General features: G+C 36.9%; 15 protein-coding genes and 2 pseudogenes. 2 read left to right on the forward strand and 15 right to left on the reverse strand.

Annotated features, from left to right (window positions below):
* Positions 1–55: 55 nt before the first annotated feature.
* Entirely contained in the window at positions 56–325 is a 270-nt protein-coding gene (locus tag ACFIL2_RS04680) for a hypothetical protein (protein ID WP_375680626.1), read from the reverse strand.
* 737 nt (positions 326–1,062) lie between these two features.
* Here ACFIL2_RS04680 and ACFIL2_RS04685 point away from each other — a divergent pair.
* The gene (locus tag ACFIL2_RS04685) at positions 1,063–2,487 is read left to right on the forward strand and encodes a hypothetical protein (RefSeq protein WP_375680627.1); all 1,425 of its coding nucleotides are present in this window, start codon (positions 1,063–1,065) and stop codon (positions 2,485–2,487) included.
* A 1,310-nt stretch (positions 2,488–3,797) separates the two neighbouring features.
* Positions 3,798–5,700 (forward strand): annotated as a pseudogene (locus tag ACFIL2_RS04695) (autotransporter outer membrane beta-barrel domain-containing protein); the annotation flags it as partial.
* 550 nt (positions 5,701–6,250) lie between these two features.
* On the opposite strand, the gene ACFIL2_RS04700 reads toward ACFIL2_RS04695, so the two are convergent.
* The 14 genes and pseudogenes from ACFIL2_RS04700 to ACFIL2_RS04765 all read right to left on the reverse strand — a co-directional run bounded on the left by ACFIL2_RS04700 (position 6,251) and on the right by ACFIL2_RS04765 (position 24,385).
* Entirely contained in the window at positions 6,251–7,033 is a 783-nt protein-coding gene (locus tag ACFIL2_RS04700; protein WP_273790734.1) for an ABC transporter ATP-binding protein, read from the reverse strand.
* Positions 7,020–7,904 (reverse strand): ABC transporter ATP-binding protein, encoded by an 885-nt coding sequence (locus tag ACFIL2_RS04705; RefSeq protein WP_375633125.1) that lies wholly within the window; start codon positions 7,902–7,904, stop codon positions 7,020–7,022. Before ACFIL2_RS04705 ends, ACFIL2_RS04700 begins: the two co-directional genes overlap by 14 nt.
* Positions 7,897–8,826 carry an ABC transporter permease gene (locus ACFIL2_RS04710; protein WP_273790732.1) on the reverse strand — a complete coding sequence of 310 codons (930 nt, stop codon included), beginning with the start codon at positions 8,824–8,826 and terminating at the stop codon, positions 7,897–7,899. The genes ACFIL2_RS04705 and ACFIL2_RS04710 overlap by 8 nt, the downstream gene beginning before the upstream one ends.
* Before the next feature lie 2 nt (positions 8,827–8,828).
* A complete protein-coding gene (locus ACFIL2_RS04715) occupies positions 8,829–9,902 on the reverse strand; it encodes an ABC transporter permease (protein ID WP_375613823.1) in 1,074 nt (357 codons plus the stop codon).
* Between the two features lie 110 nt (positions 9,903–10,012).
* On the reverse strand, positions 10,013–11,629 hold the full coding sequence (locus tag ACFIL2_RS04720) for an ABC transporter substrate-binding protein (RefSeq protein WP_375634945.1): 1,617 nt from the start codon (positions 11,627–11,629) through the stop codon (positions 10,013–10,015).
* A 358-nt stretch (positions 11,630–11,987) separates the two neighbouring features.
* Entirely contained in the window at positions 11,988–13,613 is a 1,626-nt protein-coding gene (locus ACFIL2_RS04725; protein WP_375680628.1) for an ABC transporter substrate-binding protein, read from the reverse strand.
* A gap of 1,623 nt (positions 13,614–15,236) precedes the next feature.
* Entirely contained in the window at positions 15,237–15,863 is a 627-nt protein-coding gene (locus ACFIL2_RS04730; RefSeq protein ID WP_375618649.1) for a DNA-3-methyladenine glycosylase I, read from the reverse strand.
* Positions 15,841–17,271: an exodeoxyribonuclease VII large subunit gene (xseA, locus tag ACFIL2_RS04735; RefSeq protein ID WP_375680629.1), complete on the reverse strand. Its 1,431-nt coding sequence runs from the start codon at positions 17,269–17,271 to the stop codon at positions 15,841–15,843. The genes ACFIL2_RS04730 and xseA overlap by 23 nt, the downstream gene beginning before the upstream one ends.
* Before the next feature lie 14 nt (positions 17,272–17,285).
* Positions 17,286–17,460 (reverse strand): annotated as a pseudogene (locus tag ACFIL2_RS04740) (ABC transporter substrate-binding protein); the annotation flags it as partial.
* A gap of 212 nt (positions 17,461–17,672) precedes the next feature.
* Entirely contained in the window at positions 17,673–19,304 is a 1,632-nt protein-coding gene (locus tag ACFIL2_RS04745) for an ABC transporter substrate-binding protein (RefSeq protein ID WP_375635012.1), read from the reverse strand.
* A gap of 152 nt (positions 19,305–19,456) precedes the next feature.
* Positions 19,457–19,582 (reverse strand): hypothetical protein, encoded by a 126-nt coding sequence (locus ACFIL2_RS04750; RefSeq protein ID WP_375635010.1) that lies wholly within the window; start codon positions 19,580–19,582, stop codon positions 19,457–19,459.
* Between the two features lie 621 nt (positions 19,583–20,203).
* The gene (locus tag ACFIL2_RS04755) at positions 20,204–21,835 is read right to left on the reverse strand and encodes an ABC transporter substrate-binding protein (protein ID WP_375634812.1); all 1,632 of its coding nucleotides are present in this window, start codon (positions 21,833–21,835) and stop codon (positions 20,204–20,206) included.
* 359 nt (positions 21,836–22,194) lie between these two features.
* The gene (locus ACFIL2_RS04760; protein WP_375633886.1) at positions 22,195–22,383 is read right to left on the reverse strand and encodes a hypothetical protein; all 189 of its coding nucleotides are present in this window, start codon (positions 22,381–22,383) and stop codon (positions 22,195–22,197) included.
* A gap of 376 nt (positions 22,384–22,759) precedes the next feature.
* Entirely contained in the window at positions 22,760–24,385 is a 1,626-nt protein-coding gene (locus ACFIL2_RS04765; protein ID WP_375680630.1) for an ABC transporter substrate-binding protein, read from the reverse strand.
* Positions 24,386–24,559 lie beyond the last annotated feature (174 nt).

A 24,559-nucleotide genomic window follows, 5' to 3' on the forward strand; every position in this document is an offset into this window, starting at 1 on the left:
CGCATTTAATGCTAAATTTTATACATAAAAACAACAAATTATCACGTATTCCTACCTAATCCCACCTTTTCCCACTTAGTATAAAACCTAGTGTCAAACTACACTCTTGTTTAAACTTTTGCCAAGTTTGAGAGAGATCAAAAGCAGCAGCAATGATGTTTTTCCATTTGGTGATGGTGGTGGGTTCAGCACCAAAATAAACCAAGACGTGTGCGCCAGTCATGGTAAAGCGCAACACACGTAGAACAATGTTAAAAGCCATCAGGGCGGCAATGGTTTTGATAATGGCGCTTGTTAAAACGGGATGGTCCTTGCCCCATGCCATTTTACAAAACGCGCATTTAATGGTAAAAAATAACCATAAAAACAATAAATTATCACGTATTTCTAACTAATCTCACCTCTTCCCACTTAGTACAAAACCTAATGTCAAACTACATCCAACGGAGTTTTGTATAGTATGTAGCCTTTCGGAAATTGTGGCTTATCAGCGGATTCTACATATTTTTATATTTTATTTGTTCAAAGAAGACACTGAGCACTCAAAGAACCCTCAACGCTCTATTAAAGCCTTCTCTCATTTTTGCTGTCAAAAACTCATTCGATACATAATGTAGGTAAGAACAATCAATTATCACATATCCACTCTAATTTCACCTTTTTCTACTCAATATAAAGTAAATTACACACAGAAATATTTATTATTTATTAACTTTAAAACTATAAAATCTTTCATTTTTTTGAAAATGTACAATATTAAAAACACTACTATTCTTATTTATATTATATTTTTTTATTTATTTTATATAACTATATTTCTTTAATTATACATCAATAAATATTAAAATAAATAAATATTGATATAAAATAATATATATCACTAATAAAAAACTTATTTTTAAAATATAATTAGATAAAAATACATTATGAAATAAATTTAATATTACATAATTAAACATAAATACAACTTTAATTTTGACAAAAAAAGCAATATCTATTTTCACTTCTGCTTATGAAGTTAGCGGGAAAATGAATGTTGGGGGCTTTAAAAGGAGTAGACTGATGCCTAAAAATTTTCTTCTATCCTGCACAGCAATTGTGGCAGTTGTACTTTCTGCTATCAATCTTAATGCACAAGCTAAAAATCTTGAAATTTCAGAAAGTAAAAAAGAAGTTTCCAACGAAACCTACGAAATTATTCACGCAAAAAAAGGTGGTCAAATTATCGGCAAGCATTTGACGATAATCGGAAACAAAAAAACAAACACCAACATAGGCACAAATGCGCACGCTATAACAGCTGAAGGTTCTAACACTGCGATTGAATTACTGGATGGTACAACCATTAAAGGAACTGGTTCTAGCATTTTTTTCGGTCTTGAAGCAAAAGATGGTGCTACACTGAAAATGACCGGGGGAACTATTACAGTTTCCAACACTGGCGCTAAATTCTTGAACAGTAAGAATGCTGAAAACAAGCTAAAAGATATAATAATATCAAGTGGCAAAGGCAAAGCTCCACTAACTTTTGCAATATTTGCAGACAAAGACAGTGAAGTCACTTTAGAAAATGTAAAAGTGACTAAGGCAATGAATAGCGTTACTGCAAATAATAAATCTGAAATCACGATATTGGGAGGATCATTTGATGCCACAAAAGCAGCAATATCTGCTTACAATGGCAGTCGCGTAACTCTAACCAATAATGTTCAAGCTACATCATCTCATGGCACTGGACTCCATGCAACAGATTCAGAAACCACAATCGAAATGATGGGAGGAAGCGTAATCACAGAAAAAATGGCGTTGGTTGCAGAAAACGGTGGACATATCAAGGTCACGGATGTTGCGTTAACAGCGACGAATGATAAAATCGGAACAGTTGTCGCCGGCGGTCCGAACAGCATGATTGAATTGCATGGAAATACAACAATTAAGAATGCTGTAATCGGTCTTCATGCACAAAATAGTGGAATGATTAAAATGATCGGAGGGACCATTACAGCTTCTGCAATCGGTGCTGGTTTCTATAATAGTAAGAGCGATGGAAACAAGCTAGAAAATGTGAAAATATCGAGCAGTAACGATAAAGAGCCTAAAATCACAGGAATAGGTGCCGACAAGGAAAGTAACGTCACTTTAAAAAACGTAACAGTTACGCAGGCAAAAAGTGGTATAGCTGCAAATAATCATTCTAAAGTAACAGTTTCTGGAGGATCATTTGAGGGGAAAATCGTAGGAGCATACGCTGGAAACGGCAGTAACATTACTTTAACTAGTAGTAAAAAAGATAACGTTCAAGTTACATCAACATCATCGAATAGCAAAGGACTCTACACAAATGGTTTACATTCTACCATCACAATGACGGGAGGAACAGTAACCGGAGAATTAGCGTTGGTCGCAGAAAACGGTGGACATATTAAGGTCACGGATGTTGCTCTAACAACAAATGAACATGGGGCCAGGTCACTGATGTTCCTATAATAGGCGCAGGAGTCAATAGCGCTAATAGTATGATTGAATTATATGGCAATACAACGATTAAGAATGCTGGTGTTGGGCTTGTGGCAAGTAACGGTGGCGTAATTAAAATGATTGGGGGGACTATTACAACTTCTAAAACTGGTGTTGGCTTCGTGAATAGTAAGAGCACCGAAAGTAAACTAGAAAATGTAATAATATCAACCGGTAAAGATAGAAATTCAGGCAAAGGAATTCTTCTAGAGAAAGAAAGTGGTCTCACTTTAAAAAATGTAAAAGTGACTCAAACAGGCAACAGCGTAATTGCAAATAATCGTTCTAACATAACAATCTCTGGAGGATCATTTGATTCAAGCTATGCAACAATATGTGCTCAAAACGGTAGCAGTATCACCTTAACGGACAATGCTCAAATTACGTCACATGATGAAGCAGGCCTCTATGCACAAGACTCAAAATCCACAATTACAATGACAACAGGAAACGTGACAGGAAAATATACAGCCTTAGAAGCAGACATAGGTGGCCATATTACGGTTACAAATGTTGCTTTAAAAGCAACTAATAATGGCAGTGGTGTAGCTGCTGGTGCAGCAGCCTCTGGCTCTAACAGTGTGATTGAATTGCTTGGAAATACAACGATCAGTGACGTTAAAATCGGAATTGATGCGCAAAACGATAGCACAATCAAAATGATCGGAGGAACCATTACTGCTTCCGAAGCAGGCGTTCACTTATTAAAAAACAAGAGCAATAACAAACTGAAAGATGTAACGATATTAAATCGTAAGGATAATGCACTACTAATCAATGCAATAATTGCAAGAAGAAGTGCCATTACTTTAGAAAATGTAACCGTTCCGCAAGCAATCAATAGCATAATTTCAGATAATGATTCTCAAATAACAGTTTCTGGAGGATCATTTAACGCAAAAGGTGCAGCAGTATCTGCCATAAACGGCAGCACTATTACCTTAACTGACAATGCTCAAATTACATCATCTGATGACAGTGGGCTCTATGCAAAAGACTCAAAATCCACCATCACCATAACGGGAGGAACAGTACAAGGTAAAACTACTGCATTATTTTCCGGAAACGGTGGACATATTAAAGCCACGAATGTTACTCTAATAACAGCAGATAGTAACGGATTCGGTGCGGAAAGCCAAGATGTTGGCAGTTTAGTTGAATTATATGGCCATACAACGATTAAAAATGCTGAGATCGGACTTTATTCAGAAAATGGCAGCACAATCAAAATGAGTGGAGGGACAATAATTGCCGAAAATAGTGCATTTGTTGTAAATAATAATGGACATATTGATGTAACAAATGTTTCTGCCACAGCAGAAGATAGAGGTATAGCATTTGAAAAATCTAAGAACAATAAAACATCAGAAATCAATTTAACCAATGCAAAACTTCACATTAAAAATGGTACTGGAATTAATGCAAATGAATCAATTGGTAAAGCCAATCTCAAAAATTCAGAAATCCGTGCCAAGATTTTATTAGTAACCGAAGCTTCAACGAAAAAAAATGATTTCACTTTTATACTAAATGCCGATCACTCCATCTTAGACGGCAAAGTGAGCACTGAAAAAAATTCAAAACAGTCTTTGATTTGCAAAACAATACGAAATGGATATTGAAAACAAGCACAAATAAAAAAAGCCAGAACGAAAAACTGCTTGATATTGCTCAAAGAGCACGTTCTGATATTTCTGTCCTTAACATCAATAACAGCTCTATTGTTTTTGAAGAGCCAACTGAAGATCATTATCACACGTTGCACATAGGATCTGGCAGACCAAATACTAAAAAAGTCTACAATGCTACAGGAAAAGCAGAAATTCATTTCAACGTCGAATGGAGTGATAGTGCTGCCATAAACAAACAAAAAGCTGACCATCTTCTGATTCACGGTGATGTTTCAGGGACTACACTGGTTTATATCACTGGACATTTAGAAAAGAACAATATTAAAGCAGATGCTTCTGCTCTTACCAGTGCACGTGGTCTTTCACTCATTCAAGTTTCTGGGAAAGTAAATCAAGACTCTTTCAAACTTGCACAGGACTATATCACAATAAGTGGTTCACCTTATAAATATATACTGAAAGCTTATGGACCAAAATCAAACCACAGTAAAACAAATGCTGAACAAAACCTTTTAGGAGAAAATAAAAATTTCTGGGATTTTCGCTTACAACCAGTACTGCTTGATAGCGACTCAAAAGTAAAAACCATCGTGCCATAAATACAAGCTATTTTATCATGCCATGTGCTCTCTTGTATGCTGGATTGACCGATATGGATAAGCAAAGTGCAACTGTTAGCCAATATGCGACATCTGTCTTAAGGAAAGAATAAGACAAACGGAATGGCTTTTTCTTATACGCCTATGGAGAAACAGGAAGCTTATTTTTTGATAAGTAGTACTTCTAGTAGATATAGTTATAGCAGTGCTCATCTTCGTTATGCTGCTCTACAAGGAGTTGTTAACTTTGTCGCGCTAGAAGGGAAAAATATCTACAACACATTTTGGCCTTATAGAAACCTATGGACAACTCTCTTTGCACTCCAAAGAATATGCAAGATACAGTAAGAGTATTGTGGATAAATGGTCACTCACAACCTATGGAACCATACAACATGACAGTGGTTTCTATCTTGATACGCTGTTATCCTATGGCTTCCTAAAGAGAAAGATCACCAATGCTCTCATTGGTAAAACTGCAAAATTGAAAAACGCCAAAATGTTGAGTATCTCCACCACTGTTGACAAACAATTTGCAACGGGTATTCAAGCCGTAACATTCGAACCGCAGGCACAGCTTGCCTATCAACATTTGATGTTTGATACCATTAAAGATGCTGATAATCTGACCATTGAGATGCAAAATCCTTCTCAATGGATAATCCCGTGTTGGTGGACGTTTGACAAAAACCATTGCCACTGAAAACAGCCGTCCTATGTCTTTCTATGGAAAAGTAAACTTAATCAAAACCTTTGGTGATGATCAGACATTCCATATTGATAAGTATTATAAATGTGACCCCTCGGGAAGTTCCGTTGAAGGTGGGCTTGGTATTAGTGCATAATTGTCCGCTAACCTCTCCCTTCATGGTGATGTCAGCTATCAACAAAAGCTTCAAAAAACTGGTATAAGTGGTGCAAGCTTTTCAGGAGGAATACTCTATCAGTTTTAAATCAAAACTGTAAAAATAGCCTATTCAATTTAACAAAAAGGCAGCATATTGCTGCCTTTTTGGTTTATTATAAGCTGTTTTTAAGCGCTTTTTTAAATAGAGAACAGCGAAATATTTGAAGACATTCATTGACCATTGGATGTTTTTTACAAAAAATTCTTTTTATAAAGAATAAAATTGTAAAAAAGAGAACAACCAAAAACAAAATGATATTGTAAAATAATGAGAAGCTTTTCTAGAAAATACAACATTACTATCTTTTGTTATTTCTCACGAATTTAATGCTTAAAATGGTAAAATAACACTTTTGAACATAAAATGATAAGTAAAAAATAATGCAATAATATCAAACAAAGGGATGTATGTTATAAGTCACTCATATATTTCAAAATGGAAGTTCTAATAGGATTTAAAATATTACAGCTCAAACACTGCCCAGAAAATTCATACTGAAAAAATCCTATTATCCCCTTCCCTCTTAACAATGCCGCCAAACATCTCCAGAAACTTCAAAACAAATAAAATTGCATTTTCTCTTCTGTAAAATTGATCATGCTCTTTGCTCTCTATGGACAATAGGCTCTATACTTGCTTCAAAAAACTCCTTTGTATAATCGTGTTGCGCATGTAAATTACGCAATTCATCATTGCTAAGCTCTTCAAGAATAATCCCTTTATGCATAATTCCAACACGTTCACAAATATGTGCAACAACAGCAAGATCATGGGATACCATTAAATAAGTAAGCTTTTTTCTCACGCGCAATGATTTCAACAAGTTTAAAATTTCAGCCTGTACCGACACATCCAATGCAGATGTTGGCTCATCAAGCAACAACACCTCTGGCTCAATAATTAAAGCACGTGCAAGAGCAATACGCTGACGCTGCCCTCCAGACAACTCATGAGGATAACGATAAAGAAATGAAGAATCTAAACCAACGGAATCTAAAGCATCCTCCACCCGCTCTCTTTGATTATCCATTCCATGGATTTTGAGCGATTCAGAAAGAACCGTATGGACCATTTTTCTTGGATGCAGCGAAGCATAAGGATCTTGAAAAACCATTTGAATACAGCGTAAAAAATCCTTACTTCTTTTCTTTTCAACTTCTTGTCCAGCAAAAAGAAACTTTCCACTATAATCTGGAATAAGCCCCACCAATGTATTCAAAATAGTTGACTTTCCACATCCGGATTCACCAATCAAACCATAAGCTTCACCACGCTTAATATGAAAATTAACATTTTTAACAACTGTTACTGCCTTATGCCTATGACCAAAAGTTACAGATAAATTAGAAACATCAATAATATTCTCACAATTTGTCATGAGGAACCTCCTCAACACCATTAACAATCGTAGGATTATACAACCAATCAGGATCACGCTCAGGAACAGCCAAAATATCAACTGGATTATCAAGCCGTGGCAAACTCGCGAGCAACGCCTTTGTATAAGGATGACAAGCGTGAGACAAATCAGAAGCAGGCAACTCTTCTAACACACGGCCCGCATACATCACCAAAATACGATCACAAAAATCAGCAATCATATTTAAATCATGACTAATGAAAATAAGTCCCGTTCCAGATTTTGTCACAAGTTCATCTAATACAGATAAAACTTGTCGTCTGACCGTAATATCAAGTGCAGATGTTGGCTCATCGGCAATAATTAAATCAGGTTTTGGAATGAGCATCATTGCAATCATCACGCGCTGCCCCATCCCCCCAGATATTTCATGAGGAAAGAGACGCATCACATGTTCAGGATCACGAATATGAACAGATTCTAACATAGATATGGTGCGCTCCCTCGCTTCAGCTTTTGAAACACAATAATGAATACGGTAAGCCTCCATAATCTGTTCCCCAATCCGTATTAATGGATTAAGTGAATATTTGGGGTCCTGTAAAATCATTGAAATACGTTTCCCACGGATTTTTCGCATCTGAGGTTCACTTGCGGCCAATAAATCAACATCCTCAAAGCGCATTTTTTTAGCTTTAACAATGGCTGCTTTTGGACTCAACCTTAGTATTGCGCGCCCAGTCATCGATTTTCCAGATCCGGATTCACCAACAATTCCAATTTTTTCTTTTCCAACAGAAAAACTAACGCCACGCACAACTTCTGACATGCCGCGCGTTGTAAGAAAAGAAATACGTAAATCTTCTACTTCTAATAATTTATTACCCATTGCGTGGATCCAATACATCACGAAGACCATCACCTAAAAGGTTGAAAGCAAGACTTGCAAATAATATTGCACAGCCTGGTATTGCCGCCAACCACCAATTTGTCATCATAAATTCCCGCCCTGAAGAAAGCATCGCACCCCATTCAGGACTTGGAAGTTGAGCTCCCAACCCTAAAAAACCAAGACCAGCAGCCGTTAAAATAATTCCAGACATATCCAAAGTTAATCGTACAATCACTGAAGGAATACACATGGGCGCAACATGAAACAAAATAATTCGCCAAGCAGAGGCCCCTTGCAGGCGAACTACAGAAACATAATCAGAAGAACGTATTGTCAAAGTCTCAGCACGTGCTAAACGTGCAATTGGTGGCCATGCTGCAATTGAAATTGCAATAGAAGCATTTTCAATCCCTGGTCCCAATGCGGCTGAAAATGCAAGAGCTAAAATCAAACCTGGAAAAGCAAGAAAAATATCGACAATGCGCATGAGCACAGTATCAACCCATCCGCCCATATAACCAGATACAGTTCCAACAATAAGCCCTATTGGACCTACAATAACTGTTGTAAGAAAAACAACATAAAGAGTAATACGGGAACCAAAAACAAGGCGACTAAAAATATCACGTCCCAATTCATCTGTTCCAAAATAATGCGCCATAGAGGGTGGCTGCAACCGATGCCCTAGATCATTGCTAAGAAAATCATGCGTAGCAATCCAAGGAGCAAAAAATGCACATATGATAATAATACAAATAATAAGCAGACCGAATACAGCCGAAAAGTTATGAAAAAACTTAGCCAGTGCGTGATAAATTCTTTGTATGTTCGCTTGAATTATGGAGTTTGGAACAGGATCGTTTAACCAACTACCCAAAGAAGATGATGATTGCGATTTATGATGATTACTTACTGTCATATTCAACGTGTCCTTGGATCAAAAATGCGATAAAGCAAATCAGAAAATAAATTAATGGCGACAAAGATAAACCCTACAAGTAAAGTACATCCTACAACTGCATTCATATCTCCGGCTAAAAGAGCATTTGTCAAGTAATGTCCAAAACCAGGCCAAGCAAAAACTGTCTCCGTTAAAACAGCCCCTTCTAATAAAAAAGCATAAGAAAGTGCAACAACGGTAATAATTTGAACAGCAGCATTTCGAAAGGCATGCCCCCAAACGGTTCGCGCCCACGATAATCCCTTTACACGTGCAGTAATGATATATTCCTGATTAAGCTGCTCAATCATAAACCCACGAGTCATACGGCTAATATAAGCCATAGCACCGAAAGCCAAGATCAAAGCAGGCATAATAACGTGACTAAAAACATTACCAAAAGCCTCCCATTGTCCTTGGCTTGCAGTATCCCAAAGGAAAAATCCTGTTTTTGGTTCAAAAGAATATTCATAAAGAAAATCAAGTCGTCCTGGGCCACCAACCCAGCCAAGTTTGGCGTAAAATATTAACAACGCCATTAATCCGAGCCAAAATGTTGGAGTAGAATAACTTACAAGTGTAAAAACACGGACAACATAATCAATAAATGAATCGCGATACATTGCTGCAAAAACACCAAATGGAATTCCAAGACTTGTGCCAATAACAATAGCAACGGTTGCAAGCTCTAATGTTGCAGGAAATACACGCATAATATCGGCTAGAACAGGTCGCCCAGAAGTTAAAGCATCTCCAAAGTCAAACAAAAATACATTATGAAGATACTTCCAATATTGGACAATCAACGGCTTATCAAGACCCAGCTTATAATACATTGCATCATAAGCTTCCTGACTAATATTATCACCAAGAATAGACAGAACCGGATCTAGAGGAAGAAGATGACCAAGAAAAAAAGTGATCGTCACCAACCCAAGCAATGTGATAAAAACTGAAATAAGAAGTTTCAATCCTTTGCATAAAAAATCCCATAAAAATAATTTTTTCTGCTTTTCTGATACAGCTCTTTCAGTCTCTGAAAGTGGCAAAACCATTATAAAAATCCCCTCTGTAGCGACAAAACATAAAGCAAATACTTTTTTATATAACAAAACAATCTCTTATTAAGCATGTTCTACAATCATTTTCTATAACATGCTTCTTTTTATTTTTCTGCTTCATTGTAATAAAGTCTATAACTGTTCCAAATCCATTTTTTGACATCAGGTCCCATACCAACGGTATAATATGTCTGAAATAAATAAACCATAGGACCATGCTCTAGCACATAATGCTGTAAAGTACGATATTGCATAATACGCTTATTGGGGTCTTTCTCAAACAAAGCATCCATCACCATGTTATTAATATTTTCATCATAATACCCAGCGCGCCAAGCTAAATACATATTGTGCTTTTTTGTAAATGTTGGATCAGGGTTAAACACGTGATTTAATGAAGCAGGATGTCCATCAGGATCGGCACTCCCCCACCCCATAATAGCAGTATCATAATTTCCACCACGTACACGGCTCAACAATTGATTTTGTGCCATTTTTTCAATTGTAAGCTCAACACCAATTTTGCGTGCATTGGCTTGAATAGACTGTGCAACAGACGACATATAACTAAGGCTTCCAACTAAAAGATTAGCTTTAAACCCATTAGGATAACCAGCTTCAGTAATCAGTTGTTTTGCTTTTTTCAAATCCAACTGAAAAGGCAAACCTTCTTTTTCATCTAAAGCACCTGGAACACCTAAAGACATATAAGTTGCCCGTGGAATAGCAATCCCTTTCAAAACAGTTTTTCCAAGACCTTCATAATCAACCAAATAACGAAGTGCCAATCTGACCTTTTCATTCGCAAAAATTGCATTCTTATTATTTAACGATAAGTAAATAATCTGCGGACGCAAAACACGACTAATTTTGACTGGTCCTCCCTTTTTTTCAAGATCTAAAATATCCTCTGAAGAAAGATCACGCACTATATCCACATCACCTTTTTCCAAAAGAAGTCTTTGACTTGATGAATCCGCTACATGCTGCACAACAATCTGCTTAATTTTAGGCACTTCGCCCCAATAATGTTGTGTCGCCTCTAACACAACTTTATCTCCTGGAGACCAGCTCACCAATTTATAAGGTCCAACACAAGCTGTATGTGTTGCTAAATATTTATTCCCCATATCACCGTTAATACTCTGTGCTTCAATTGTTTTCCGATCAAGCAAAGCAGAAGCATAAGATTGTCCAATAACAGTCAATATGAGCTGAATAGGATAGGGTTTATCTAATTTTAATTGTAAAGTCTTATCATCAAGAGCCTGAATATTTGTTTCAATATTGTTTTTGGTAAACCCATAATCCATTAAAGATTGAGCATAGCTTAATCCTAATTTAATAATCCGTTGCATCGACCATACCAGATCTTGCGCTGTAGCCATCCTTCCATCATTAAACTTTAAATCATCACGAAGATGAAAGACTATTCTTTTGCCATTGTCTAAAACGTCCCAAGATTTTGCCATAGCAGGGCGAATTTTTGTAGGATCATGTTCATCATATTGCACTAACGCGCTGCAAATATTCGTCAATAACTCACTCGTCACAACCTCAACAGTTTGCGCTGGATCAAAACTACTAATTGAATCAATATTCCATGCCATTACCAATATATCTTTAGATGAGGCACTGAATGCCGATGTTACAGCCCCATTAAAAAAAACGGTTGAGCTTAATAAAATAGAAATTTTTTTCAATATTCTTTGTTTTCCCATTTTATCTCTTCCTTTTGTATTCTTCTACCTTTTCACACAAAGTGATTGTGATTTTGCTTAAATAGCATAGCATTAGACATCAATTTCATTTAATCAAACTAAGCATCTATAAAATAATTTTCTTATACATCAGTCTATATTCGGGATGCAGAGAATCTATAACCATAAACAAAGATCCTCCCCAATATAACTTTCTATATTCATCGCTCCCTATAAACGATCTTAATTATATACTACTACACAAACATCCCTCACAGTTTCATCCTTAAAAAACTGAAGAGCTTTATATGGGAGAATATTTTCATCATGCAATTATAATTAAGCTCTTTTTAGCTTTGATAACACTAAAAAGACACACTTATTTTTCAATTTTACTATAAAAAATTTGTGGCGCACTATTCCAAACCCACTTTTTGACATCAGGTGTCATCGCGATAACGCTATATTGTTGAAAGATAAACGCATAAGGTCCTTTTTGCATTAATTCACGTTGTAAATCAGCATAGAGTTGTGCCCGTTTTTGTGGATCTTTTTGAAACAACGCTTCTTCAACTTTTTGATTCATCTTAGCATCAAAATACCCATGCTTCCAACTAGGATAGGCTGTATTTCTAGCCTCAAACCGATTATCTGGATTGAAAATAAGACGTGAAGCCATTGTATGAGGATCCGCAGAATCATTATTCCATCCGATAAAAGCCGTATCAAAAGCTCGAGCATCCACTTTTGAAAATAACTGTGTACCTGCTACACGTTCAATTTTAAGACGCACGCCCGCCTGTGCAGCACTATCTTGGAGTGACTGAGCAAGTAACAAAGTATAAGGAGTGTTTGACACGAGAAAATTTGCCTCAAATCCGTTCGGATAACCAGCCTCTGCTAAAAGTTGCTTGGCTTTTTGAATATCAAGTTTAAAGGGTTGCCCCTCTTTTTCATCTAAAGCCCCAAAGTTGCCAAGAGGAATAAAACTGGCCCGTGGAACACCAATCCCTTTGAGAAGCTTCTTGCCAAGACCTTCATAATCTATGAGATAGCGCATCGCCAAACGTACTTTTTCCTTAGCAAAAATAGGATTCGTCGTATTGAATCCCCAGTACATCATAGTTGGCACTAACACTCTTTCAACTTTAACATCTGTTGTTTTTTGCAGATCTGCAAGATCTTCAGGTGTCAAATTACGAGCAACATCAATATCATGTTTTTGCAACAACAAACGTTGTGTTCCGGGCTCTGCAACATGGCGAATTAAAATCTGCTTCAGTTTAGGCGCTTGTCCCCAATAGTGAGAGCTTGCACGCAACAAAAGAGCTTCTCCAGGGCGCCAACTTTTTAACTGATAAGGACCAACACAAGCAGCATGACTTTTCAAATACTGATTTCCAAAATCGCCATCTTTTTCGTGTTTCATAATTGTCTTACGATCAAGCAAAGCTGTTGCCGGACTTGCAACAATATTATTAAGAATGAGCTCTGCTGGATAAGGCTTATCAAATTTCATTACCACCGTTTTTTCATCAACAGCTTGCAAAGCATCATCAACATTTTGCTCTGTAATTCCATATTCATTAAAAATTGCCGCATTACCCATCTTCAATTTGACAATCCGCTTCATACTCCAAAGAAGATCATTGGCATTGGCTGATCTGCCATTATTAAACTTCAAACCATCACGCAAATGAAAAGTAATCACCGTACTGTGATCATCACCTGAAACATCCCAATGTGTTGCTAAAGCGGGAACCATTTTAGCAGGATCATCTGTCGCAGTACTGACCAAATTATCACAAACATTGCGAACAATTTCACTTCCATAAACATCATTAAGTTGTGCGGGATCAAATGTACTAATTGCATCAAGATTCCAAGCCATCACAAGGGTATCAGCCGGTGTTTTTGCTGAAGCTTGTTGTGCAACCATCGCCAATGCCATAAGAACAGAAACAAGAGAGCTGCTACTTTTCAATATTGTTTTCTTCAAGTTCATGAACTTTTCCCTTTATTTATTTTTATCAATTAATGACGCTGAAATAATATAGCAAATTTATAATTATAACATTGAATAAATACGTTCTAATCGCCTATATTTCTAATCACCTACACAGAATCATCTATTTGATAAAGTCATTGACTTACGTCTCAATAAACCATAGCGAACATGCAATATATGTTTTGCTAACCAGTATTACATTCTTTTCATAACCTCTTTGCATATGATAATGCACTATATCAGTTCCCTATTAATCATCAATAAGCCTTGTCGCCCAAAAAAAATAGTGAGCTTAAAAAAAATCATTACGCAAAAATTTATGAATTCATTATTCTATTCCTTTAAGCGACATTTAAAATAAAATATGCAAACTTTAAAAATAGTCATCCCCCTCAAACACTCAGTTTCAAGATGCGGCGCATCTTTACTACATGACCAAAACGACACTGAAACAGCAGAAAGACATAAGAAAATATCTTTTCTAAAACGCTACCCCCCACAAAAATCTGCTTAATCTTTTGAAAACTAAGTGTCAAAAGTTTTACGTTTTTACCAACAAAACCCAACGCGTTAACAAAGATAAAGGAAAAATGAGAAGAAGCATTCCTTCCACGCTTTATCTTTTGAGAAATAAAGCTTACAATAAAAGAATATACACTAAAATGCATCCCCCCATTGATAAAAACAAAATTTATTAGACACTTCCCCCCCAAAGACATAACGAATATAAAACCTTCTAAACTTTAGTGTGCATCATTGCTTTACCACTATAAAAATAGAACAGAAAGCAACATACCGCAAAAACTCTCGTTTCCAGCGGAAACATACAGAGATTCAACGAAGCAATGCAGTGAATACCAGTCTGTCTGAGCTTAAGTATCCTCCCAAAACTGGAGCTCACACGCAGCAAAATTCCTCTCTAGTGAAGGAACGTTATCAGATAATAAAACCTAACACAAGCAGCTTGAGTCATTTAACTTCAATTTTTCATCGCTGCATTTCATTTTATATTGCCTAGGTAAGCATTGGGCAATCGACCTACATATAAATAAACCAACAGTCATACAAGCAAAGTAAAACAATGCAACAACAGCACCCCATTTAAAAACCACTTTGCATTCGTCAATAAACATGAATAAAATATTCATTAATTATAACGGTCATGTCACTAACGGAAATAAAAACACCTCTTCTGAACCATTACAAATGCTAAAGACAGTTGACAACATTGAGAGCTAGTAAATGTGTGATGGTGCCGATCTTCTCCTTCATAAGCGTAAAGATGGAGTGCACGATGGATTTACTGTCATAGCATTCATGAGCTGCGTCGCAAAATGGGCTTTGGTGTAACTAGATGTTTTTTTAACATACAAGACATTACCATTATCTCACTTCAGATACATAACAGTTAAGATATCACTCCTTTTTGCGTCTGTTTTTTCATCCTCAAAATTATACCTTTATCGTTTTTAGTGCCAACAACAATAGAAAATCATTAATATTGTATAGTTTGTATATTTCAATTATCTTATACAGCGGAATTGTATAATTTATACATTTATTAAATAATTCAATTATTATCCTATTAATCATTACTCTTACAAAAGAAAGTTTGCCAATTTATCGACAAAAACATCCTTCAAGATGATCATTAACAATTCCTACGGACTGCATAAAAGCATAACAAATTGTGGGGCCAACGAATGTCCAACCACGTTTCTTCAAGTCTTGAGAAAGACGAAAAGAAGCAGGTGTCATAGGGTTAGCTAACAGTGTTTGAAAATCTATTTTTTCATAACGCTCCGATTGTGGTGGTTGAAAAGACCAAAAATAGTGGGACAAACTCCCCCACTCTGTTATAATTTCTTGTGCTCTCAATGCATTATTAAGCACTGATTGAATTTTTCCTTGATGGCGAACAATGTCTTTATTCTGCATTAACATTTGCACCTTTAGCTCATCATAATGAGCAATCTTTTCAAAGTCAAAGTGATCAAATGCAACGCGAAAAAAAGAGCGTTTTTTTAAAATTATAAACCAAGAAAGCCCTGCTTGGAAACCTTCAAGACAAATTTTCTCAAACAAACGAATATCCTCAAAAACAGGCTTTCCCCATTCGGTATCATGATAAGCACAATAAAGTGGATCCGTTCCAGCCCATGCGCAACGAACTTTTCCATCCACTCCCTTAAGAAGACCTTCCACAAGCATGGCATTAACCGTATTAAAAGAGAGTTCCTTGATCATCGCTTGGCGACTTTATCTGCTTGTGTTTTGATCTTTTAGCGGAAATAGGCTCTTGTGTTGCAACACTGATATCTCCATCAAAAAAGCGTAAATTTATTTGCCCTGTTTCAGGAAACTGAACCAATCGTTTAATGGGCTTATGATCTTTCCCCAAAGCCAAAACAAAACCGCGCTCCAAAATATTCTGATATGAAGTGCTTCTTAAAAGCCTAGATACTACCTCTAACCCAGCACGTTGTTTTTCCACACTACGCACAAAAGCACGCTGAAGACGTGCCGTATATTCCTTTGTATTGCGTTGTGCTTTTTCACTATTTAACAAACGCGGTGAAAGACGCACACCAAGTGCATGAAAAGAAAAACGTTTTTTATCGTAGCTTACACAAAGAGCACGCTGCAATCGACTTGAAGTTTCATCCAAACCACGCCGTGGTAGAGCAAAAAGTTGATCGGCAGTCGGAAGAGCTCGTAGAGTAGCACGCAATTTTTGTCGATAAAAATCCAAATAACGCGCGAGTCCCTTGCGCAAACGTGCATCAAGCGATGCCACCAGCACCTCGAGATCAAGCTTAACAGGAACAGCCCGTTCTGCTGCGGCGGTAGGAGTTGGAGCGCGCCAATCAGCCACATAATCAATCAAGGTCCAGTCCGTTTCATGCCCAACAGCAGAAATAACAGGAAGAGAAGATTCATAAACAGCACGAACAACAGCTTCGTCATTAAACCCCCACAAATCTTCTAAACTTCCCCCTCCCCGTGCAACAATAATAAGATCAGGTTTTGGAATAAGTCCACCTGGACCAAGAGCATTAAAACCTTCAACAGCAACAGCCACTTCCCTCCCACTTGTTTCCCCCTGAACACGTACAGGCCAAACCAAAATATGCAACGGAAAACGATCGGATATACGATGAATAATATCACGAATAACAGCACCTGTTGGTGATGTTACAACGCCTAAAATTCGAGGCATATAAGGCAAAGGTTTTTTCTTTTCTTCATCAAACAAGCCTTCTTCTAAAAACTTTTTCTTACGATTTTCAAGAAGTGTCATCAAAGCACCAACCCCCGTTGGTTCAAGAGCCTCAATGACAATTTGATATTTCGATGACCCTGGATAAGTTGTAAGTTTACCAACAGCAACTACTTCCATCCCTTCTTCAGGAGGGAATTTGAGCTTTTCCATAACTCCACGCCAAATAACAGCTTCCAACCGTGCCTTATCATCTTTTAAAGCAAAATAAGCATGTCCCGAATCATGAGTACCACGGTACCCTGATATCTCCCCACGCACCCGTACATAACCAAACTTTTCTTCAACAACACGCTTTAGAGCCCCTGCTATTTCGGAAACAGTGAATTCTGCCACATTTGTTACACCTGTTTTTTCACTAAACAAACTTACCATTTTTCAATTCTTTACGCCCGTTTCTGTGAATCTTTTTGAAACAACACATCTTTAAACTTTTGATTTATAGCTTCATCAAAATACCCATAACACCGGCTAGAACAGCTTATATTTTTAATTTCAAATCGATTATCAGGGTTGTAAAAAAAAACTTGAAGCCGTTGTATGGGGATGTCTAGAGTCATTATTTCATCCGAAAATTGTATCAATAGAAGTTAAAATATTCAATCCTACATCCACACAAACGCATCTTTCATAAGAATTTCTGAAATAAAATTCTCGATACAACATAGTAATCCATTCCCGATAAAATTCAATGTATTGCAAAGTGTTAAAGAGCTTTGCAATACATCAAATATATCATGATCATGTTTTTTATATTTTATAAACTTGATACCTTCTTATTTTTCAATTGCACTATAAAAAATACGTGGTGCACTATTCCACACCCATTTTTTTACATCAGGTGTCATAGCAATAATATTATATGTCTGATAGATAAACGCATAAGGTCCTTTTTGCATTAATTCACGCTGTAAATCAGCATACATTTGTGCCCGTTTCTGTGGATCTTTTTGAAACAGAGCTGCCTGAACCTTCTTATTCATATCTTCATCCAAATAGCCGTGGCACCAACTAGGATAGCCTGTATTTTTAGCCTCAAACCGATTATCAGGATTTGAAATAAAACGTGAAGCCATTGTATGAGGATCCGCAGAAGAATTATTCCATCCTATAAAAATTGTATCAAAGCTACGTGCATAAAGTTTGGAAAACAACTGTGTACCGATAAAATGTTCAATCTTAAAGTGCACACCTATCTTTTTTGCATTATCCTGAATAGACTGAGCAATAGGCAAAGCAAAAGGATAAGGAGATTTTCCTGCAAAAATATTGGCCTCAAAACCATCTGGATAACCTGCTTCTGTTAAAAGCTGCTTGGCTTTTTCAAGATCAAGTTTAAAGGGTTGCCCTTCTTTTTCATCCAAAGCCCCAAAATTACCAAGAGGAATAAAGCTTGCCCGTGGAATGCCAACATCTTTAAGAAGAGTCTTTCCCAGAGTGTCATAATCGATCAAATAACGCATTGCCAAACGCACCTTTTCATTGGCAAAAATAGGATTTGTCGTATTGAACCCCCATACTATCAGGGATGGAACTAACACTTTTTCAATCTTAATATCTGTTGTTTTTTGGAGATCTGCTATATTCTCTGGCGTTAAATTACGTGCCACATCAATATCGTGTTTTTCCAACAACAAACGTTGTGTTCCAGGCTCAGCAATATGACGAATTAAGATCTTCTTCAATTTTGCTGGCTCTCCCCAATAATGGGTACTTGCACGCAACAAAATTCCTTCTCCAGGACGCCAACTTTCTAACTGATAAGGACCAACACAAGCAGCGTGACTTGCCAAATAGCGATTTCCCATATCACCATCTTGTTCGTGTTTCATAAGTGTCTCACGATCAAGCAGAGCAACAGTACGATTCCTAGAAATATTGCTCAGAATAAGTTCTGTTGGATAAGGTTTATCAAATTTCATCACCACTGTTTTCTCATCGGGTGCTTGAAAAGCCTTATCAACATTTTGTTCTGTGATACCATATTCATTAAAAGTTGCCGCATTAGATAGCTTCAATTTGACAACCCGCCTCATTCCCCAAACAAGATCATGAGCACCAGCAGACCGACCATCATTAAACTTCAAATCATCGCGCAAATGAAAAGTAATCACCGTACTCTGGTCATCGCTTACAACATCCCAACTCTTTGCCAAAGAAGGAACGATTTTAGCTCCATCATTTTTAGCAGAATCAACCAAATTATCACAAACATTGATAACAATTTCAGCTCCATAGCGGTCATTGAGTTGCGCAGGATCAAAATTACTGATCGCATCAAGATCCCAAGCCATCACGAGGGTATCAGCAGGTGTTTTTGCTGAAACTTGCTGCACAAATATCCCAAAAGCAATAAAAGCAGAAATAAAACAACTGCTCCTTTTTAATATTTTTCTTTTTAAATTCATAGACTTATCTCTTTAAAGTTTGTTGTATAAATTTTCCTTGCAACAGTAACGTGCAAAAATAAAAAAAATCAGGCTTTTAAAGCACACCTCCTAAAGATAAAATATCAAACCCTTTAAACAGCAGGAGCAGCTCCTTGAGCAATATTGGTAAACTAAAGCAAAAGAGACAACGAAAAATGATCTGATAAACAATGAATAATACCACAAATGACAGCGCCTGTTGGTGATGTCACAGCACCCATAACTTTGATCATACAAGCCAAAGATTTTTTTATCACATCAAACAGGACTTCTGCTTTAAAAGTCTTTTTGCTATTTTCTCAAAAGAGTTCTCAGAGAACCAACTTCAGTTGCTTTAAAAGCTCACTCATCCTTCGATATTTTGACGATTCTCATAAGTATAGTTTCTAACCATAGCCATTCCACTCCTTCCTCACAAGGACATTTGGACTTTCCAGGACCCATACTAAAGGGCAGTCTCAGCATCTCATCATTTTTTAAGGAAAAGCGGTATAATTTGAAGCACCAGCTCCACAATAATCCCATATTCCCCCAACGCACCTGCATATAACTAACTTTTTTCTCAATAGCACATTTTAAGGTCCCTCACTTTTTCTACAAAATACTAAATTCTGCTCATATTCAGTATGCCCATTTCTTTAACCGGCAAATTTATTATTTTTTTCTTCACTTAAGATTGAAATCTACAATCTTAATATCTATGTATAATTATTCTATAAAAATGCATAGTCCCTCTCTAAAGAAGAGTATCTTCGAGTTACTCTATAATGCACTTTACCGATAAACTTCGATATTTTGCAAAGCTTTAAACTCTATGCAAAACACCGAAGTTATTATCATCACATTCACTGTTGTATATTACAACATTTTAAACGTGCTTATTTTTCAATGGCATTATAAAAAATACGTGGTGCACTATTCCACACCCATTTTTTAACATCAGGTGTCATAGCAATAATACTATATGTCTGATAGATAAACGCATAAGGTCCTTTTTGCATAAAATCACGCTGTAAATCGGCGTACATTTGTGCCCGTTTCTGTGGATCTTTTTGAAACAGAGCTGCCTGAACCTTCTTATTCATATCTTCATCCAAATAGCCGTGGCACCAACTAGGATAGCCTGTGTTTTTAGCCTCAAACCGATTATCCGGATTATAAACGAGACGTGAAGCCATTGTATAAGGATCTGCAGAATCGTTATTCCATCCCATAAAAATTGTATCAAAGCTACGTGCATAAAGTTTGGAAAACAACTGTGTCCCTACAAAATGTTCAATCTTAAAGTGCACACCTATTTTTTTTGCATTGTCCTGGATAGACTGTGCAATAGGTAAAGCAAAAGGATAAGGAGATTTCCCTGCAAAAATATTGGCTTTAAAACCATTTGGATAACCTGCTTCTGTTAAAAGCTGCTTGGCTTTTTCAAGATCAAGTTTAAAGGGTTGCCCTTCTTTTTCATCCAAAGCTCCAAGATTACCAATGGGAATAAAGCTTGCCCGTGGAATACCAACATCTTTAAGAAGAGTCTTTCCCAGAGTGTCATAATCGATCAGATAGCGCATTGCCAAACGCACCTTTTCATTGGCAAAAATAGGATTTGTCGTATTGAACCCCCACATTATCACAGATGGAGCTAACACTTTTTCAATCTTAATATCTGTTGTTACTTGGAGATCTGTTATATCTTCAGGCATCAAATTACGTGCCACATCAATATCGTGTTTTTCCAACAACAAACGTTGTGTTCCAGGCTCAGCAATATGACGAATGAGAATCTGCTTCAATTTTGCTTCCTCTCCCCAATGATAGGAACTTGCACGCAACAAAATCGCCTCTCCAGAACGCCAGTTGACTAATTGATAAGGACCAACACAAGCAGCGTGACTTGCCAAATAGCGATTTCCCATATCACCATCTTGTTCGTGTTTCATAAGTGTCTCACGATCAAGTAAAGCAGCAACACGAGTAGTAAGAATATGGCCAAGGATGATCTCTGCTGGATAAAGCTTATCAAATTTCATCACCACTGTTTTCTCATCGGGGGCTTGAAGAGTAGAATCAATATTTTGTTCTGTAATTCCATATTCGTTAAATATAGCTGCTGCAGACAACTTCAATTTAACAACCCGCTTCATCCCCCAAACAAGATCATGAGCACCAGCAGGCCGACCATCATTAAACTTCAAATCATCACGCAAATGAAAAGTAATAACTGTACCCCCACCCTCATTTGAAACATCCCAACTCTTTGCCAAAGAAGGCGCTATTTTAGCTGCATCATCTGTAGCGGAATCGATTAAGTTATCACAAATATTAGCAATAATTTCATTGCCATAACGTTCATTGATCTGCGCAGGATCAAAAGTCTCAATTGAATCAAGATTCAAAGCCATTACAAGGGTATCAGTAGGTGTTTTTGCTGAAACTTGTTGCACAAACATCCCCATTGCAAGAACAACAGAAACAAAAGAACTGCTCTTTTTCAATATTTTTCTTTTCACGTTCATAGAATTTTCCTTTTAACATTATTGTATAAATTCCCCATGCAGCAAAACGTGCTTAATAATTAAGTTTAGACAAACTATAGGCTTCTAAAAACCAAGTTTTAAAATCTTTAAGAACAAGCACCTCTTGCCAATGGCTCCTCCTGCCTACACTTATAAGCCAAACCAAAACATACAAAGAAAAACACTCTGATATACAATGAACGCTCACCAACAATAGAGCTTATTCACGATATCATAACGCCTACTATTGAAGACTATAAAAGCAATATTTTTTCTCTATCTTGTTAAGCAAGCTTATCTCTTATTTTTTCCGGTGTTTTGTATATCATCAAAGCACTACCCCTTTCGGCTCAAGTGCCTTAATAACAAAGAGCCTTCATAATAATTTGACGATTTGATAAAACAGGAAAATTCGTTAGTTTGCCAAATGCAACGACTTTTATTCCTTCTTCAAAAGGAAATTTAATTTTTTCATCACTCCCCATAAAACAGCACCCTTCAATTGGCATCTCATCATCTTTCCAAGCAAAAGAAAATATAAACGCCATAAAAAACTGATATCCCTTGTTTACCCACCCATAACAAAACTTTCCTTCAACATCGCAAACCCTTTGCACCTTTAGCACTACTAAATTCCACAACATTTGTTACACTTCGTTTCTTTATGTTATACTCAGTTTTTTAACAAAAAAATTGACCACTTTCTAATTCAGAGAAATTGAAATATTCAATCTTAGTATCCACATAAATACACCTCTAATGAGAATGAAAAATATCTTTAAACGAATGTCTTGAAAAGACATTCAACAATATATCACGCATTACCTATGATCTTCGACGCATTGCAAAGCTTAAAATTTATACAATACGCCGAAATATATCATGACGATGCCCTTTATCTATTGAACAGCATTGAAGACACTCTTATTTTTCAATTTTACTATAAAAAATATGTGGTGCACTATTCCAAACCCACTTTTTGATATCAGGCGTCATCGCGATAACAGTATATTTCTGAAAGATAAACGCATAAGGTCCTTTTTGCATCAATTCACGTTGTAAATCAGCATAGAGTTGTGCCCGTTTTTGTGGATCTTTTTGAAACAATGCATCCTGAACCTTTTGATTCATCGTTTCATCCAAATACCCATATTGCCAACTAGGATAGGCGGTGTTTTTTGCCTCAAGCCGATTATCTGGATTATAAACAAGACGTGAAGCCATGGTATGAGGATCCGCAGAATCGTTATTCCATCCGACAAAAATCGTATCAAAAGCCCGTGCATAAAGTTTAGAAAACAACTGTGTACCGGCCATCCGTTCAATTTTAAGACGCACGCCCGCCTGTGCAGCACTATCTTGGAGTGACTGAGCAAGTAACACCCTATAAGGAGCATTTGATACGAGAAAATTTGCCTCAAATCCATTCGGATAACCAGCTTCTGCTAAAAGCTGCTTGGCTTTTGCAATATCAAATGTAAAGGGTTGCCCTTCTTTTTCATCTAAAGCCCCAAAGTTTCCAAGAGGAACAAAACTGGCCCGTGGAACACCAACACCTTTGAGAAGCTTCTTGCCAAGACCTTCATAATCTATGAGATAGCGCATCGCCAAACGTACTTTTTCCTTAGCAAAAATAGGATTTGTCATATTAAATCCCCAGTACATCATGGATGGCTCTAACACTTCTTCGATTTTAACATCTGTTGTTTTTTGCAGATCTGCAAGATCTTCAGGGGTCAAATCACGAGCAACATCAATATCATGTTTTTGCAACAACAAACGTTGTGTTCCGGGCTCTGCAACATGGCGAATTAAAATCTGCTTCAGTTTAGGCGCTTGTCCCCAATAGTGAGAGCTTGCACGCAACAAAAGAGCTTCTCCAGGGCGCCAACTTTTTAACTGATAAGGACCAACACAAGCAGCATGACTTTTCAAATACTGATTTCCAAAATCGCCATCTTTTTCGTGTTTCATAATTGTCTTACGATCAAGCAAAGCTGTTGCCGGACTTGCAACAATATTATTAAGAATGAGCTCTGCTGGATAAGGCTTATCAAATTTCATTACCACCGTTTTTTCATCAACAGCTTGCAAAGCATCATCAACATTTTGCTCTGTAATTCCATATTCATTAAAAATTGCCGCATTACCCATCTTCAATTTGACAATCCGCTTCATACTCCAAAGAAGATCATTGGCATTGGCTGATCTGCCATTATTAAACTTCAAACCATCACGTAAATGAAAAGTAATCACCGTACTGTGATCATCACCTGAAACATCCCAATGTGTTGCTAAAGCGGGAACCATTTTAGCAGGATCATCTGTCGCAGTACTGACCAAATTATCACAAACATTGCGAATAATTTCACTCCCATAAACATCATTAAGTTGTGCGGGATCAAACGTACTGATTGCATCAAGATTCCAAGCCATCACAAGGGTATCAGCCGGTGTTTTTGCTGAAGCTTGTTGTGCAACCATCGCCAAAGCTATAAAAGCAGAAACAAGAGAGCTGCTATTTTGTAATATTTTTTTCTTCAAGTTCATAGACTTTTCCTTTTAAAGTTTACTATATAAATTTCCCACATAACAAGCACATGCTTAATAATAAGGTTAGATGACCCATAAGCGCCTCAAACAAAGTATTATTAAAACCTTCAAACAACACCACTTACCAACCACGGACTTCTACCCACACCTATAAGCCAAGACAAACCAAAA

The sequence above is a fragment of the Bartonella sp. AP30XZML genome (genome assembly GCF_042195945.1).
In the GTDB taxonomy this organism is placed as follows: Bacteria; Pseudomonadota; Alphaproteobacteria; order Rhizobiales; family Rhizobiaceae; genus Bartonella.